Annotated in this window: 13 protein-coding genes; 7 read left to right on the top strand and 6 right to left on the bottom strand. The window is 52.4% G+C overall.

The window, feature by feature from the left end; all coding sequences use genetic code 11:
- Positions 1–45 precede the first annotated feature (45 nt).
- Positions 46–1,305, bottom strand: a complete 1,260-nt coding sequence (locus M3194_RS14365; protein ID WP_251654905.1) for an MFS transporter — start codon at positions 1,303–1,305, stop codon at positions 46–48.
- 87 nt (positions 1,306–1,392) lie between these two features.
- Positions 1,393–2,271, bottom strand: a complete 879-nt coding sequence (locus M3194_RS14360; protein WP_251654758.1) for an AraC family transcriptional regulator — start codon at positions 2,269–2,271, stop codon at positions 1,393–1,395.
- 136 nt (positions 2,272–2,407) lie between these two features.
- On the opposite strand from M3194_RS14360, the gene M3194_RS14355 reads away from it, so the two are divergent.
- The 5 genes from M3194_RS14355 (at position 2,408) to M3194_RS14335 (ending at position 8,596) form a co-directional block, all read left to right on the top strand.
- The gene (locus tag M3194_RS14355; RefSeq protein ID WP_251654757.1) at positions 2,408–3,703 is read left to right on the top strand and encodes a Gfo/Idh/MocA family protein; all 1,296 of its coding nucleotides are present in this window, start codon (positions 2,408–2,410) and stop codon (positions 3,701–3,703) included.
- Between the two features lie 11 nt (positions 3,704–3,714).
- On the top strand, positions 3,715–5,166 hold the full coding sequence (gene uxaC / locus M3194_RS14350; protein ID WP_251654756.1) for a glucuronate isomerase: 1,452 nt from the start codon (positions 3,715–3,717) through the stop codon (positions 5,164–5,166).
- Positions 5,163–6,671, top strand: a complete 1,509-nt coding sequence (locus M3194_RS14345) for a tagaturonate reductase (RefSeq protein ID WP_251654755.1) — start codon at positions 5,163–5,165, stop codon at positions 6,669–6,671. Before uxaC ends, M3194_RS14345 begins: the two co-directional genes overlap by 4 nt.
- On the top strand, positions 6,668–8,206 hold the full coding sequence (locus M3194_RS14340) for a UxaA family hydrolase (protein ID WP_251654754.1): 1,539 nt from the start codon (positions 6,668–6,670) through the stop codon (positions 8,204–8,206). The genes M3194_RS14345 and M3194_RS14340 overlap by 4 nt, the downstream gene beginning before the upstream one ends.
- A gap of 81 nt (positions 8,207–8,287) precedes the next feature.
- Positions 8,288–8,596: a hypothetical protein gene (locus M3194_RS14335; protein ID WP_251654753.1), complete on the top strand. Its 309-nt coding sequence runs from the start codon at positions 8,288–8,290 to the stop codon at positions 8,594–8,596.
- 50 nt (positions 8,597–8,646) lie between these two features.
- Here the strand turns inward: M3194_RS14335 and M3194_RS14330 are convergent, their stop codons facing one another.
- From M3194_RS14330 to M3194_RS14320, 3 genes are all read right to left on the bottom strand, one after another.
- Positions 8,647–9,861 carry a CynX/NimT family MFS transporter gene (locus M3194_RS14330; protein ID WP_251654752.1) on the bottom strand — a complete coding sequence of 405 codons (1,215 nt, stop codon included), beginning with the start codon at positions 9,859–9,861 and terminating at the stop codon, positions 8,647–8,649.
- Entirely contained in the window at positions 9,845–10,561 is a 717-nt protein-coding gene (locus M3194_RS14325; RefSeq protein ID WP_251654751.1) for a FadR/GntR family transcriptional regulator, read from the bottom strand. Before M3194_RS14325 ends, M3194_RS14330 begins: the two co-directional genes overlap by 17 nt.
- A 114-nt stretch (positions 10,562–10,675) precedes the next feature.
- Positions 10,676–11,581: a sigma-70 family RNA polymerase sigma factor gene (locus M3194_RS14320; protein WP_251654750.1), complete on the bottom strand. Its 906-nt coding sequence runs from the start codon at positions 11,579–11,581 to the stop codon at positions 10,676–10,678.
- A gap of 367 nt (positions 11,582–11,948) precedes the next feature.
- On the opposite strand from M3194_RS14320, the gene M3194_RS14315 reads away from it, so the two are divergent.
- Both M3194_RS14315 and M3194_RS14310 read left to right on the top strand, forming a co-directional pair.
- Positions 11,949–13,136 (top strand): MFS transporter, encoded by a 1,188-nt coding sequence (locus M3194_RS14315; RefSeq protein ID WP_251654749.1) that lies wholly within the window; start codon positions 11,949–11,951, stop codon positions 13,134–13,136.
- A gap of 71 nt (positions 13,137–13,207) precedes the next feature.
- Positions 13,208–14,734: an FAD-dependent oxidoreductase gene (locus M3194_RS14310; RefSeq protein ID WP_251654748.1), complete on the top strand. Its 1,527-nt coding sequence runs from the start codon at positions 13,208–13,210 to the stop codon at positions 14,732–14,734.
- A gap of 69 nt (positions 14,735–14,803) precedes the next feature.
- Here the strand turns inward: M3194_RS14310 and M3194_RS14305 are convergent, their stop codons facing one another.
- Entirely contained in the window at positions 14,804–15,418 is a 615-nt protein-coding gene (locus M3194_RS14305) for a TetR/AcrR family transcriptional regulator (protein ID WP_251654747.1), read from the bottom strand.
- Positions 15,419–15,457: the final 39 nt, after the last annotated feature.

Genomic DNA, 15,457 nt, shown 5'->3' with positions numbered 1-15,457 from the left:
TGCCATTAAGGCATAAGGAAGCAAAAAGGCTTGAACCAATGAGGTTCAAGCCTTTTGTTGCGCGGAACTGACCGGTCTGGACTGCGAGGAGCCGGCTGCCGCCTGGTTTTCTCTATTAACCGCCGCATGGATGATGAACGAGATAACGGATATCGCCGCCGTAATGACGGCAAGCCATGCTACGGGCGTTAAACCGCCGCCATCGTACAATCCGCCCATCATATAAGGACCGATTACCCGCCCGGCGGAACCAATTCCGCCGGTCAGACCCAGATAGAACGGGGCATGCTTGCCGCCATTCTCGCTCAGGAAGGCTGGGATGGCCGGAGCAATCAGCATCTCGCCAAGAGTCGTCAGAATCATGCCCAGCACCATTCCCGGGAAGCTGTGCATAGCGAGAATAACGGCGTACCCGCACAGATACAGAACGGCGCTAGCCGTTAATTGAGCTTTAATGGAGCTTGCCGCAACCCGTTTGATCAGATTGGTGACCGGCTGGGCAACAAAGATCAGAATGCCGTTAAGCGTCCAGAGATAGCCAAACATTTGCTTCGACATTCCGTGCTCAATAATAAAGGGAGAGACGCCCGTGTTCCAGATACTGTTGCCCAGATTAATGAGCATGCCTCCAAGCGCCATGAATAAATAGAGCCGAACGTCGGTGATCAACAGCCAGAGGCTTGTCCCGTTCGAAGATTTCTTCTTCAGCATAAGCGCCGGTTCATGCTCTCCGCTGCCGGTTCCGATCCGCTGCAGATAGAAGAGGAAGAACAAGGCGAACACGCCGGATGTAACGCCGTTTAATACAAAGCTGAGCGAATAGGAGACATCGGCCAGAAAGCCGCTGAGCGCAGTGCCAACCGCAACTCCGATATTGTTGGCGATGTACACAACGTTGAACAGCTCGCCTCGCTGATCGGCAAACCGGAAGCCGATGAAAGCTTGGATAGCCGGCATCGATAAGGCGTTAAACAGCCCGATCAAGCCCATCATAACGATAAATACCGTCCAGGCATGACTGAGCGCCGGCAGTAGCAGCAGCCCCATCGCATTTAAGGCCAAGGCGCCGATGATGAGCTTTTTTACGCCAACCCGGTGATAAAGCGCACCTCCGAGCAGTTGTCCCGCGATTCCGCCTATCGACTGCACGAGGATGACCAGACCGGCATCGGACATGCTGCGTCCAAGCTGTTCGAAGACAAACATCGTAACGAGCGGCCACATTAGGGCGCTCCCAATTGCGTTTATCAAGCTGGCGATTAGGAAAACTTTAATTTCTTTCGGGTATTGCGATAGTGTTCTCATGGTCGTTACAGGCTCCTGAATATTAAACATGATGTAAGCCCCTATTATACCTTAAGCGGGGTTCAAAAGACGAAGGATATTTTTTCTCTATTTGTTTGATCCCTTTTGTCCGTATTGGTTGCGGTAATCCCGGGGCGAGAGCCGGACATGGGTCTTGAATACGCGCTCGAATTGGGACAAGCTTTCGAAACCGACGTCGGCGGCGATCTCGGTAATGCGCTCATCCGTTTCCTTAAGCTGCTGCTGTGCTTCCTTCACGCGGGTGATGCCGATATATTCCGTTAAGCCAAAGCCGGTAAACTTCTTGAATGTACGGCTAAGATAGCTGGTGCTCAAATGAAACTGCCGGCTTAAGCTCTCGAGCGTTAGCGGCTCCCTGAAATGCCCGGCGATATAGCTTGCGATCTCCATCGCTTTGGCGGCAGCCGGAGAGGGAGGAGCAGGACCGTCGATTGACTCCGGCTTTATGTGGATCGCATGGCGCGCAGCGAACAAGAGAGCTTCCGCCGCTGCATGGCGAATCGGCATTTCATGTCCCGGCGGACGCTCCTGCACTTCCTGCAGCAGACCGTAGAGGAGCTGCTCGAACCGAAGTCGTTCGGTATGAGCGAGACGCAATACCCGGCGTGATCCAAGGAATGGCGACAGCAGCAGCTCAGCTTCTTCCTTTGGGTACCGTTCGAAATACCGTTCATTGTAATAAAGCACGATCCGTGCATGGTTAGGAACGCCCGTATCGGATGTTTTATGCAGCTCGTTGCCCGGTATCAGCACCAAATCGCCGGCTTTTATCTGATAGGTACGGTCTTTAATGAAATATTGCCGCTCTCCGCTAAACAAATAGTAGAGTTCGTATTGCCCGTGGATATGCTCAACCGACATGGTGAAATGTCCCTTGCGCTTGTTGTACTCCAAGAAAAATAAATCGTCTGCGTCTCCATAGAACAATTCGTTGCTTAACTGCATGATGAATGACCCCTAACATGACAAAATATGCGGTATAGATTTAATTCTAGCATATATTGCGGAGCTATTGAGCAGATATTGCTGTACATTTTGAATATAAGAAATCACATTTAAGCCAATGAGGAGATGTCCATTCATGTCGAACAAGAAAACGTATGTGCAGGTCGGAACCGGAGGCCGCGCGGAATTCTTCTACGGGGCAATTGCCACGAGATACCGCGAAACATCGGAGCTGCTTGCTTTTTGCGATATTAACCAGACCCGCATGGATTATGCCAACAAGCTGCTGCAAGAGAAATATGATTATCCGGCAGTCAAGACCTATAAGAGCAATGAATTCGAGCAAATGATTGAAAAGATCAAGCCGCAATTCGTTATTGTGACGACAGTTGACCGTACGCATCATCAATATATTATCCGCGCTTTGGAGCTAGGCTGCGATGTTATTACGGAGAAGCCGATGACGGTGGACGAGGAGAAATGCCAGGGGATTCTGGATGCCGTAGAACGGACAGGACGCCAGGTGCGTGTAACGTTCAACTACCGCTATGCTCCGCATCATACGAAAGCCCGCGAGTTAATTGAAAGCGGTACCATTGGCGACGTGACATCGGTGCATTTCGAGTGGCTGCTCAATACCCAGCACGGCGCGGACTACTTCCGCAGATGGCATCGGGACAAGCGCAACAGCGGCGGACTTCTTGTGCACAAATCGACGCATCACTTCGACCTCGTTAACTTCTGGATCGGCTCTGAGCCCGATACCGTGTTTGCGATGGGCGATCTGCTCTTCTACGGCCGGGAAAATGCCGAGAAACGCGGCGTAACGAAGTTCTATGAACGCGCTACCGGCAATCCCAACGCGAAGGATGATCCTTTTGCGCTGCCGCTGGATAATAATGAGCATCTAAAGGCGATGTATTACGATGCGGAGAAAGAAGACGGCTACCGCCGAGACCAAAGCGTATTCGGCGACGGAATCTCGATCGAGGATACGATGAGCGTTATGGTGCGCTACAAGAACAAGGCGTTGCTGACTTATTCGCTTAACGCTTACCTGCCTTGGGAAGGTTACCGGATTGCGTTCAACGGTACGAAAGGCCGGATCGAAATGACGGTTGTTGAGCAGTCCTATGTCAACTCCGGCGGCGATAAGGCACTTGAAGGCGCCGTTCAAGGCGTGAACATCATCGTATTCCCGATGTTCGGCGAAGCTTACACAGCCGACTTCGAAGAAGGCGAAGGCGGACACGGCGGCGGAGATCCGGTTCTTCTGAACGATATCTTTGGCGTGCCGGTAGAAGACCGCTTCAAACGGGCAGCTAACCATATCGACGGAGCCCGTTCGATTCTGACAGGCATTGCCGCTAACAAATCGATCCGTACGGGCCAATCGGTAAAAGTAGACGACCTTGTACGATTTTACGAATAGGAGTGAGCCGGATGAAGCCGTTTATGAATGATCAATTTCTATTGAACAGCGACACCGCTGTCCAGTTATTCGAGCAGTTCGCAAAGCCGATGCCGATTATCGATTATCATTGCCATCTGGATCCGAAGGCGATTTACGAGAACAAGCCCTTTCGCAATCTGACGGAGGTTTGGCTGTACGGGGACCACTACAAATGGCGCGCAATGCGGGCTAACGGAATTGCCGAGGAATACGTAACGGGGGGCGAAGGGGTCAGCGACTATGACCGGTTCCTCGCTTATGCCCGGACCGTTCCGATGGCGATTGGCAATCCGCTCTATCATTGGTCTCATCTGGAGCTGAAGCGTTTGTTCGGCATTGAAGAGATTATTAACGAGAAGAATGCTCCGATCATCTGGGAGAAAGCAAATCAAGTGTTTGAAGGCAAGGGAGTAACCCCGCAGGATTTGGTTCACGTATCGAATGTTCGAGTCATATGCACAACGGATGATCCCGTGGATTCTCTTGAATATCATAGTAAGCTGATGGACGAGGACCGTCACGGCTTCCAGGTGCGGCCTTCCTTCCGCCCCGACAAAGCGCTCGAGATTAACCGTTCGACTTTCCTGCCGTGGATTAACCGTCTGGAGGTAGCTTGCGGGTATGAAGTGTCGGATTACAGCCTTCTGCTGAGAGCCCTAAAGGATAGAGTGGCGTTCTTCCATCAAACCGGCTGCCTGTTGTCCGATCACGCGATAGATAACGTTATGTACGCGGATGCAACCGCCGAGCAAGCGGCAGCGATTTATGCGAAAGCGCTCCGCGGCGAAGCGGTAAGCCAAGAGGAAGAAGCACAGTACAAGACTTTTACCTTGGTATACTTGTCCCGGCTCTATGCCGAGCATGGATGGGCGATGCAGCTCCATATTCATGCGCACCGAAATAACAATACGGCGATGATGAAACGGCTTGGTCCTGATACGGGTTACGATTCCATCAACGCCGGACAGCTGGCCGGTCCCCTTGTCAGACTGCTCGACAGGATGGAGGAAAACGGCGGTCTGCCGCGTACGATCCTGTATTCCTTGAACGCTTCGGATAACGATGTCCTTGCGACGATTATCGGAAGCTTCCAGGACGGAACGATCCCAGGAAAGATCCAGCTGGGCTCCGCATGGTGGTTCAACGATACCATCGACGGCATGCTCGCCCAGATGAAGTCGCTTGCGAATATGGGGCTGATCAGCCGGTTCGTCGGTATGCTGACCGACTCGCGAAGCTTCCTGTCTTATCCGCGGCATGAGTATTTCCGCCGGATTCTGTGCAATTTGCTTGGCGACTGGGTGGAATCCGGTCAAGTGCCCGCAGATATGGAGCTTCTTGGTTCTATTGTCGAAGGGATCTGCTATCGCAATGCCGAGCAATATTTCCGCTTTGGATCGGAAACGGCCGGCATTCAAGTAAAGGCGGTGGCTGCGCAATGAGTCGTTTAATGAATGACCTGCCGCAGCTGAATTACGCCAGTCTTGGGGAAGGAGAGGCATCGTCCTATGACAGGATGAAGTCTTATCCCGTTAAGGTGCTTCAAATTGGAGAAGGCAATTTCCTTCGCGGATTTGTGGATTGGATGATTCACCGGTGCAACGAGCAGGGGCTCTTCAAGGGCAGTATTGCCGTATCCCAGCCGCGGCCAACCGGCGCGCCGAAGCTTCAAGAGCTTAAGGAGCAGGACGGACTTTATTATCAGTGGATCAGAGGTTTGCATGAAGGCGAGCTCATGGATAACCGCGAGCTGATTTCCGTCTTCTCCTCCTTTATTGATCCCTATCGGGAATGGGACCGGTTTCTTGGCATGGCTGCCAATCCGGACCTGGAGCTGGTCGTATCCAACACAACGGAAGCCGGGCTCGTCTATCAGTCTTCCGAATGGGCGCCGGATCAACCGATTGTATCCTATCCGGGTAAGCTGACGCTGCTGATGTACCGTCGGTTTGAGCATTTTGCGGGAGATCCGGAGAAAGGACTTCTGCTTCTGCCTTGCGAGCTCGTAGAGCGCAATGGGGATAAGCTTCGGGATATTGTCATGCGGCATGCGGAGGATTGGAAGCTGCCGGAAGCGTTCCTGGTTTGGATAAGGGAGCATAACCGGTTCCTGAACTCGCTGGTTGACCGGATTGTTACCGGATTCCCCGCGGAAGAGGCGCAAGACCGATATGCGGAATGGGGAGTGAAGGACCGTCTCCTTAACGCGGCAGAGCCTTATCATATTTGGGCGATTGAGGGCGAAGAAGAGCTAGACGAGCGGCTTCCGTTCGTAAAGGCCGGATTAAATGTGGTATGGACGGATGATCTTACGTCCTATCAGCTTCGCAAGGTTCGGATTCTTAACGGCGCACATACCTGGATGGCCGCTTACGGGCTGCTGAACGGATTAAACGAAGTGAGAGAGGTCGTCGAGCATCCGGTTTACGGAGAGCACCTGCTAAGCGTGGTTTACAATGAGCTTGTTCCGTCGGTGCCTCTTCCGGAAGCCGAGATGAAGGGATATGCCAAGCAGGTTCTGGAGCGCTTCGCGAATCCTTATGTCCGGCACAAATTAACGGACATCGCGATGAATAGCATCTCCAAATTCAAGGTCAGGCTGCTGCCGACATTATCAGCTTACGCCGAGCAAACGGGCGGCCTGCCGCCGTTTATTGTAAAAGCATTTGCTTCCTTGCTTAAGCTGTACCGCGTTAAACAAACGGAAGAAGGCGCATATGCCGGAAGCCGGCTAGACGGCAGCTCGCTGCTTATCCGCGATGACGCGGCTGCTCTAGCCGACTTGGCCACGCTTTGGAATAAAGCGGATAACGGTGAGATCGGCGTAAGAGAGCTTTTGTCGGATATCCTTGGACGCACAGCGTGGTGGGGCAGCGATTTGAACGAAATCAAAGGACTGCTTGATTTGCTGGCGAATGAATTTGCGCATTTGGAGGAACAGGCATGAGAAATACAACGATAACAAACGCAACGCTCCTTCATCCCAAGGATGATGTGGTGATCGCCCTGCGCGATATCGAGCCGGGCGAGATCGTCAGATGGCCTGCAGCGGATGGAAGCGAGCAATCGGTATCCGTGACCGAAGCGATTCCCCGCGGACATAAAATCATTATCCAACCTGTAGCCGAAGGTGTGCATGTTCACAAGTTTGGCTACTCGATTGGGGTTGCCAAAGAGGACATTCCTTCCGGCCGCTGGGTTCATACGCATAATCTCCGTACCGGATTGGGAGAAGTGCTGGAATATGAATTTAAGCCCAAGCAGGATTCGGCTCCAGAGCCGGCAGCAGCCGCGAGCTCAACGGCGCCAAAGACTTTCAAAGGCTACGTGCGTGAAGACGGCGAGGTGGGAATCCGCAATGAAATCTGGATTATTAATACGGTTGGCTGCATTAATAAGACCTGCGAGACTCTCGCGAAGCTCGCCGGACGGCAATTCGAAGGGCAGGGCATTGACGGCGTGTACCATTTCCCGCATCCATATGGCTGCTCCCAGCTTGGGGATGACCTGACTGCGACGCAGAAGCTGCTCTCCGCGCTTGTTCGGCACGGCAATGCGGCAGGGGTGCTGGTCATTGGCCTTGGCTGCGAGAATAACCAGATTGACGACTTCAAGAAAGCGATTGGAGATTATAATCCGGACCGTGTGAAATTCCTGAAGTCCCAAGAGGTTGAAGACGAGCTGGAAGAAGGCCTGAAACTGATTGAAGAGCTGGTCGAATACGCAGGCAGGTTCAAACGCCGGGAGCTGCCGCTCGCGAAGCTGCGCATCGGATTGAAATGCGGGGGTTCTGACGGCTTCTCCGGCATTACCGCTAACCCGCTTGTAGGACGCATAGCGGATGCGATTACGGCTGCAGGGGGCACGGCGCTGCTCACCGAAGTGCCGGAAATGTTCGGCGCCGAGACGATTCTGATGGACCGTGCCGCTAATGAACAAGTCTTCCATGAAATCGTGAATCTCGTTAATGATTTCAAAGGATACTTCATCCGCCATGGCCAGGAGATCTACGAGAATCCGTCACCGGGCAACAAGGACGGGGGCATTACCACGCTTGAGGAAAAGTCGCTTGGCTGCACGCAAAAGGGCGGTCATGCGATCGTAACGGACGTTTTGCCATATGGCGAGCCTTCAAGAAAGCCGGGCTTAAACCTCGTGCAGGCGCCGGGTAATGATCTCGTGTCCGTGACGGCTTTATCGGCTGCGGGCGCGCATGTCGTCCTGTTCACGACAGGGCGCGGTACGCCGTTTGGCGGACCTGTTCCAACCGTGAAGATAGCCACGAATACGCAGCTGGCAGAACGCAAGAAGAACTGGATCGATTTCAATGCCGGTCAGCTGATCGAAGGCAAGCGAATGGACGAACTGCAGGAGGAGCTGCTCGAGCAGATCGTTGAGCTCGCTTCGGGCGACAGGGAGACCAATAACGAGCGTAACGGCTTCCGTGAAATTGCGATTTTTAAAGACGGCGTTATTCTATAGATTGAATTTTCCGTTTTGAAGGCTGGTCCTAAGTCATGTATACTAATAGGCACTTACTTTATTTCAGGGAGGCCTATTCCGATGAGCCAGCGTTACCGCATTACTAGATCTTTGAAAGAAACAGGCAATGTGCAAGACCTCACATTAGAAGAATGCAAGCAGCTATTTGAGTCCAAGCCGGATTTCGAATACACCTCCGTATTTACGGTGAAGGGACCCGAAAGCACGATGTCCATCGAAGGAGATTTCTTCATGTGGAACTTTGGGGATGCCAAGATCCCATTCCGCCTGTATAGCGGAGATCTGTACGTATCAGGCAGCAATGAGGCTGTCATTCCGAAGATGCTGGAGATCGCAAGCGAGCTTGAAGCGGATATTGTCGAGGGATAAGCCTAACGAAAAGCGGCTGTATCAGGTTAAACCTGATACAGCCGCTTTTGTTATTCGCCTACATAACGGTTGCGCGCGGCACCCATGCCAAAGACAAAGATCAGAACGCTTGCAGCGATCAGCATGACGATCGATATCGTCCAATGATGGGTGAGGTCATGAATGAGACCAAAGACGAGCGGGCCAATAGCAGCCAGCAAATATCCGAACGACTGCGCCATGCCGGACAGCCGGGCAGCGGCCTGAGTTGAACGTGTGCGAAGCGTGAAGAACAGCATCGCCAGACTGAAGGAGCCTGCGCCTGCGATACCAATCAATACGGACCATAGAGGAACAAGGGAGTTGCCGTCCGCAAGCAGTCCGCCAATACCAACGATATACAGCAAGGTCGTCATAACGACAAGCATACGCTGATTCTTCATCCGGCTTGCAACAATCGGAATAACGAAGGTAAACGGAAGCATGGAGAACTGGATAAGCGACAGCATCCAGCCTGCCGTGTCGCTTGTCATTCCCCGGCTGCTCAAGATCTCCGGAAGCCAGGCCACCAGATTGTAAAAGATAAACGATTGAAGTCCCATAAAGGAAGTAACTTGCCACGCAAGAGGAGAGCGGGACAGCTTGGTTTCGGACGCTGCTGTATGGGCTTGAGATACGGCGGCAGCCGCTTGTTTGGTTTGGCGCATTCTTGGCAGCCAGCAAATGATTCCGACGGCTGTCAGAACAAGCCAGCTGCTAAGGGCGCCTTGCCAGCCAAAGCCGGCATCTCTGGCGAGCGGTACGCTGATCCCAGAGGCAAGCGCTCCGCATATATTCATCGCTACCGAATAGATACCGGTCATTAAGCCAATTTTGCTTGAGAAATCTCTTTTTACGAGACTTGGAAGCAATACATTGCAAACGGCAATCGCTAAGCCAATCAACATGGTTCCGCCAAACAGCGTTACGCTGCTGGAGACGGAACGGCATAACGTGCCGATCCCGATAAAGATAAGAGCATACAGGATGACACGCTCAACGCTATATCGGCGGGCAAGCCGGGCGGCGAAGGGGGACATGAAGGTAAAAGCGAGCAGCGGAACCGTAGTCAGCAGTCCTGCGACGGAATTGGAAATGCCTGTTGACTCGCGGATATAACTGACAAGCGGACCAACCGAAGTGATTGGTGCTCTAAGATTCGCGGCTACAAAAATAAGGCTTAAGACAAGCAGAAGACCAGATGCCTGCTTGATGTCTTGTTTCGCTAGTTTATTGATCTGTTCCATGTGGGGTGTGACCTCCGGCGATGTCTTCGTTATGAAAATGTTCTTGTGTTTCCCGTATATAGTGCTGAACCATCTCTACGGCTTTGCCGCTGTCTCCAATAGTGATCGCTTCTAGCAGCTGCGCATGGTTCTGATGGAAGGGCAGGAAGTCGGACTGGTCAAACATCTCGATAAGAATGGGCTGCAAGCTGTCCGATATGTAATCGTACAGCTCGATGAGCAGCCCGTTCCGGGAAGCGGAGAGAACGGCCTGATGGAACTCTACATCCCACTGCGCATAGGCAAGAGCATTCTCGTCATGAATAGCCAGCTTGCTTTGCTCGAGGCAATAAGCCATTCGTTCCAAGTCCGCTTCGTCCCGGCGCTGTGCGGCGAGACTTGCAGCTTCCTTCTCCAAGGCATGCCTGACTTCGAGAGTCTCAAGCCAATTGGAGCGTAAGATCCGCTTCTTCAGCACGGGGCCAAGCGCACTGGAGGAACACACATAAGTACCGTCGCCTTGTCTTGTTTTTAATAAACCGGCATGGGTTAACGCGCGAATCGCTTCCCGCAACGTGTTGCGGCTGACCTGAAGCTGCTCCATCAGTTCAGGCTCCGGCGGGACTTTCGTGCCAACAGCCCATGCTCCGGAAGCAATCAAGCCTTCAATCTGCTCGGCCACCTGCTCGACAAGGGTTAACCGTTTTGTTTGCTTTAGCATAATGATGCTCCTTTCCAATCGTCCAAACGTAGGATGTTTGGTTATTTTAACGCAGGATGAGCAACAATGCAATAAAAAAGACCATTTCTCGCTATTGAGAAATGGTCTTCGCGGTTATTGAATCCTTGTAAGCTTCTCCGGATTGGTTACGGAATACATGGAACGAATTTTACCCGTTTGTTCGTCAGGCTCGAAGAGATACACGGTAACAGCTTTATCCTGTACGACCTGCATCAAGCCTTTTTGCCCGCTGATGGATACCGTACGCCAGTCGCCTGCGAGTGCGCCTTTGCGAGCAATGCCTTCCAGGAAGGCGATAACCCGGTGAGGACCAATAATAGGGTTAAATGCCGAACGAACAATACCCCCTCCGTCAGTGATCAGAACGGCATCATCGGTGAGCAGATGAATGAAGCTTTCCAGACGGCCGGTGTAGATGGCTTCGGAGAAGGATTGCACGAAGCGGGTCATCGACTCGTCAAGCATGGCTTTGCTGTCCGTATCCTGGGCAGAAGAGTGGCCGATCTTGGCCGATGCACGGCTGAAGATTTTCCGGCAGGCTGCTTCCGATTTGTCCAGCATGGCAGCAATTTCGGCGTATTCGTAACCGAAGGATTCACGCAATACAAATACGGCGCGCTCGGGCGGCGTACAGGTCTGCAGTAAAACAAGAAGGGCATAGCCCAGTTGTTCATGCTGAATAACATTATCCAGCGGCGATGCTTCCGGAAGTCCATCCATGACGGGCTCTGGCAGCCACTGCCCGGGGTAGCTTTCGCGCTTCCGCGGAGCCGACTTCATCACGTTTAAGACGCGATTGGTCAGCAGCTTGACCAGGTAGGCTTTCGGGTAAGAGATGTCGATCCCCTCCAGCTTACTGACGGTAACGAACACATCCTGGACCGCATCTTCCGCTTCACTCATGGAACCAAGCATCCGGTAAGCAATTGAGGTGAGCAGCGGTTTATACTCCCGGTATAGTTGTTCAATATCCAACGCTGTATCGTTTGCCGTCAACACACATCGACCTCCAAATATTTACTAAAATTGATCATACCGCAACGCACAACAAGAAACCACCCTCATTCACGAGGAGTGGTTTCTTTGGCCGTTTAAAGACTTAATTGTCGTAGCAGCCGGGGAACATGCCCGTTGCGATCGCAATGATTAATCGCATTTGTCAGTTTCTTTATCTCAGACAACGAAGGGCCGGAATTTGTGACAGGCGGGGCAAAAGTATTTTGTTTTAAAAAAAAACGGATTGACGTACGTCAAAATCCGCATTACACTAACACCAGCTATTTAGTAAATTACTAAATAAGTAAACAAGTGAATGATTCTGCAGAGTCATTCCTACAAATCTTTTAGAAAGCTGGAGGTATTCAGCATGTTCTCCAATCGTTATGTCCGTACCATTATTTGTTCGCGGATGCTGCTGCAGCTGGGCATATGGATCCGAAACTACGCGGTTTTGCTGTATGTAACGGATTTGACCAACAATAATCCGGTCTATGTCTCCCTTATTTCCGTAGCGGAATTCTCGCCAATCTTCCTGTTTGCTCTCATTGGAGGGACTCTGGCTGACAGATGGCAGCCAAAACGGACGATGGTGGGCAGTGATGTGCTTTCTGCCCTATCCGTAGTGGCAGTTCTGCTTGCTCTGATGAACGGCGGGTGGTTGGCCCTGCTTATCGGTTCCTTCGTGTCTGCCAGCCTGTCGCAATTCTCGCAGCCTTCCGGCATGAAGCTCTACAAACGCCATGTCCCGGCTGAGCAGCTGCAAAGTGTCATGGCGTTGTCCCAAACGCTTGTCGCCATCTTTATGGTTCTGGGGCCGGTGATCGGCACCATCGTCTTTCTGAAGCTTGGCATTCATATTTCGCTTATCCTTACGGCTGTCTTATTCTTGGGCTCGTCCATCATTCTTGCTACCTTGCCGAGAGATACCGTGGACCCAAGACCGGATGCGAGCACCAGCTTCGGCAAGGAACTGACGGCAGGCTTGCGTTATGTCAGGTCGAACACGGCTTTGCGAACTCTGTCCTTCAGCTTTGCGATAGTTGGCTTTGCTTCCGGACTCACTCAGCCGCTACAGATCTTTATCGTGGTAGAGCAGCTGGGACAGGATACTGGCTTCCTGCAGTGGCTCGTCATGACGAATGGCGCAGCGATGCTGATTGGGGGTATCGCCATAATGGGATTAGCGAAAAAGGCGAAGCCGCGGCAACTGTTTATCGGCGGATTGCTGATTACTGCCTTCTGTACGGTTGGCATCGGCGCATCGACGATGATCTGGCTCACCATTCTGCTGCTCGTCATCAGCGGTTTGGTATATCCGTCCATACAAGGCGGCATTCAGACGCTTATCGTGCAAAACACGGAGATGGCTTTTATGGGCCGGGTATCCGGAGCGATTATGCCTGTTTTTATGGGGATGATGGTCATTGGCATGTCCTTGTCCGGCTATTTGAAGCACGCCTTCTCTTTAATGGCTGTCTATGCGCTCAGCGGGGTCATAATTATGGCCGGTACTGCGCTGATGCTGCGTCTTGGAAGCAAAGCGGCAGGCAAATAGGCTGCGGCACATAAATTTCTCTGGTTCGTGCAGATTAAGGAAATCGAGCAGTTGACGAGAGGAGCATAACGATGTCGTATCATAAAGACCTGCCGCAGTTTCCGGAGTCCTACTGGACGGCAACCCAGGAGGAGCGCCCCAAGTGTCCGAAGCTGACCCAAGACAGCGAAGCGGACGTTGTTGTTGTGGGCGGAGGAATCTCCGGAATAACAACGGCGTATCTGTTAAGCCAAGAGGGACTGCGTGTCGTATTGGTGGAAGCCGGCGAGATCCTGAACGGGACAACGGCCCATACCACGGCGAAAATAACGGCGCAGCATGACCTGATATTCGACGAGCTTATCCGCTCGGAAGGCAAGGAAAAAGCAAGGTTATATTATCAGGCGGCCAAAGATGCCATGAGCTTTATCGAACAAACGATCGAGAAGCATCAGATTGAATGCGGCTATGCGAAGCAGGACGCCTACGTCTATACCCATCATGTGGACTATATCGTCAAGGTGGAGAACGAAGCGAAGGCTTATCAGGAGCTTGGCATTCCGGGTGCTTATCTGGATCGCATGCCGCTGCAGCTGCCGTTGTTTGGAGCAGTACGAATGGATGGTCAGGCGCAGTTCCACCCGCTTAACTATTTGCTCAAGCTGGTCCGGGAATTCCAGAAGCTAGGCGGCCGGATCTATGAGCATACGACAGCCGTGGATGTGGAGCAGGTGGATACGCCTAAAGTCATGACGAGCGACGGTCATCGGATTACTTGCAAATACGTCGTTTCCTGCACGCATTTTCCGTTCTATGACGGCATGGGATTTTATTTCGCCCGGATGCACGCCGATCGCTCCTATGTGCTTGGATTGCGGGTGGAAGACGAGTATCCCGGCGGAATGTACTTGAGCGCGGAGGATCCGAAGCGCTCCATCCGCTACGCGCCGCTGGATGACCAGAACAAGCTGATTATTCTAGGGGGACAGAGCCATAAGACGGGGCAGGGAATCTGTACGATCAATCATTACGAAGAGCTCAGAAAATTCGCGGAGAATCAGTTCAAGCTCAAAGAGATTGCTTACAGATGGTCGGCGCAGGATCTCGCTACGGCTGACAAGCTTCCTTTTATCGGTCGGATAACGGCTTCGGCTTCTAACGTATGGATTGCGACGGGCTTTCGGAAATGGGGAATGACCAACGGGACGGCGGCTGCCCTGCTGATCCGGGACCTTATCCTGGAGCGGGAAAATCCTTATGAAGGCTTATTCTCTCCTTCACGCTCCGTGTCGTGGAAGACGGTGGGCAAGCTGATAGCGGACAATGCGGATGTGGCGAAGCATCTGATCGCAGGAAAGCTGGAGTACGTCAAGAAACGTCCGGAACAGCTTGAGAAGGATGAAGGAAGCGTGGTGCAAATTCATGGCCGCAGGGCAGGCGGATACCGGGATAAAGACGGTCGGCTGTTTCTTGTGGATACGACCTGCACCCATATGGGCTGCGAAGTGGAATGGAACAACGGGGAGAGGACCTGGGATTGCCCTTGTCACGGCTCCCGGTTCTCCATTACGGGTGATGTGATTGACGGACCGGCCGAGAAGCCGCTGGTCCGGCTATAACATACTAACGAATAAAAACCAGCAAGTATTCCCTTTTCGGGAATCTGGCTGGTTTTTTCTGCTCTATAATCAATGGCCGGTAATAAAAGTATCGCAGAGATGCTCGAGAATTTGTTCCGTCGTGTAGCCGCGCACTTCCAGCTGAAACAGATAAGACTCGCTGCTAACGCCGTTTAGCAGCATGTCGGCGCGGAATACGCTGTTTGGTCCGGATTGTCCGGATACGGCCAGCATCTCATCAAACAGCTGGACTAGAATTTCATGCAGCTCGTGATAGAGAGGGCCTTTTGTTCTGGAGCTTGGCCGGTTGGCTTGGGAGGAATCTTCCACTCCCCGCAGCAGCTGGGATTTCTTCTCCCGGAACTTCATAAATAAGGCTAGAATTCCCCGCAGTCTGGAGCCAGGGGCGTCGCTGCGGTTATCTTCGAGGTAAGCGTAAATATCCTCGAACAAGATGACCAGATTATCCTTCATCAGATCCAGGCACAGCTCGCTCTTATTGCGGTATCTGCGGTATAAGGTTCCCGGTCCGATCTGGGCCTCCGCCGCTATCTGATTCATGCTGACTTGCTCCACGCCATGCCGTTCGAACAGCTGCAGAGCCGCATTCAGAATGCGCTGACGGTTCTCGGCAGCATCCCGGCGTTCTGGCTTTGGCGGAGGAGTTGTCTCTTCTTCGTTCATGCCGATTCACTTCCTTGCGAATTGGAGTAAAGTAGGTTT

This window comes from Paenibacillus glycanilyticus, assembly GCF_023715145.1.
GTDB classification, from domain to species: Bacteria; Bacillota; Bacilli; order Paenibacillales; family Paenibacillaceae; genus Pristimantibacillus; species Pristimantibacillus glycanilyticus_A.
Note: the sequence above shows the minus strand (reverse complement) of the source record. Positions and strands in the feature narration are given on the sequence as shown.

Excerpts from the sequence above, each read along its gene's own strand:
- M3194_RS14365 (WP_251654905.1), bottom strand. The coding sequence starts at position 1,305 with ATGAGAACACTATCGCAATACCCGAAAGAAATTAAAGTTTTCCTAATC.
- M3194_RS14360 (WP_251654758.1), bottom strand. The coding sequence starts at position 2,271 with ATGCAGTTAAGCAACGAATTGTTCTATGGAGACGCAGACGATTTATTT.
- M3194_RS14355 (WP_251654757.1), top strand. The coding sequence starts at position 2,408 with ATGTCGAACAAGAAAACGTATGTGCAGGTCGGAACCGGAGGCCGCGCG.
- uxaC (WP_251654756.1), top strand. The coding sequence starts at position 3,715 with ATGAAGCCGTTTATGAATGATCAATTTCTATTGAACAGCGACACCGCT.
- M3194_RS14345 (WP_251654755.1), top strand. The coding sequence starts at position 5,163 with ATGAGTCGTTTAATGAATGACCTGCCGCAGCTGAATTACGCCAGTCTT.
- M3194_RS14340 (WP_251654754.1), top strand. The coding sequence starts at position 6,668 with ATGAGAAATACAACGATAACAAACGCAACGCTCCTTCATCCCAAGGAT.
- M3194_RS14335 (WP_251654753.1), top strand. The coding sequence starts at position 8,288 with ATGAGCCAGCGTTACCGCATTACTAGATCTTTGAAAGAAACAGGCAAT.
- M3194_RS14330 (WP_251654752.1), bottom strand. The coding sequence starts at position 9,861 with ATGGAACAGATCAATAAACTAGCGAAACAAGACATCAAGCAGGCATCT.
- M3194_RS14325 (WP_251654751.1), bottom strand. The coding sequence starts at position 10,561 with ATGCTAAAGCAAACAAAACGGTTAACCCTTGTCGAGCAGGTGGCCGAG.
- M3194_RS14315 (WP_251654749.1), top strand. The coding sequence starts at position 11,949 with ATGTTCTCCAATCGTTATGTCCGTACCATTATTTGTTCGCGGATGCTG.
- M3194_RS14310 (WP_251654748.1), top strand. The coding sequence starts at position 13,208 with ATGTCGTATCATAAAGACCTGCCGCAGTTTCCGGAGTCCTACTGGACG.
- M3194_RS14305 (WP_251654747.1), bottom strand. The coding sequence starts at position 15,418 with ATGAACGAAGAAGAGACAACTCCTCCGCCAAAGCCAGAACGCCGGGAT.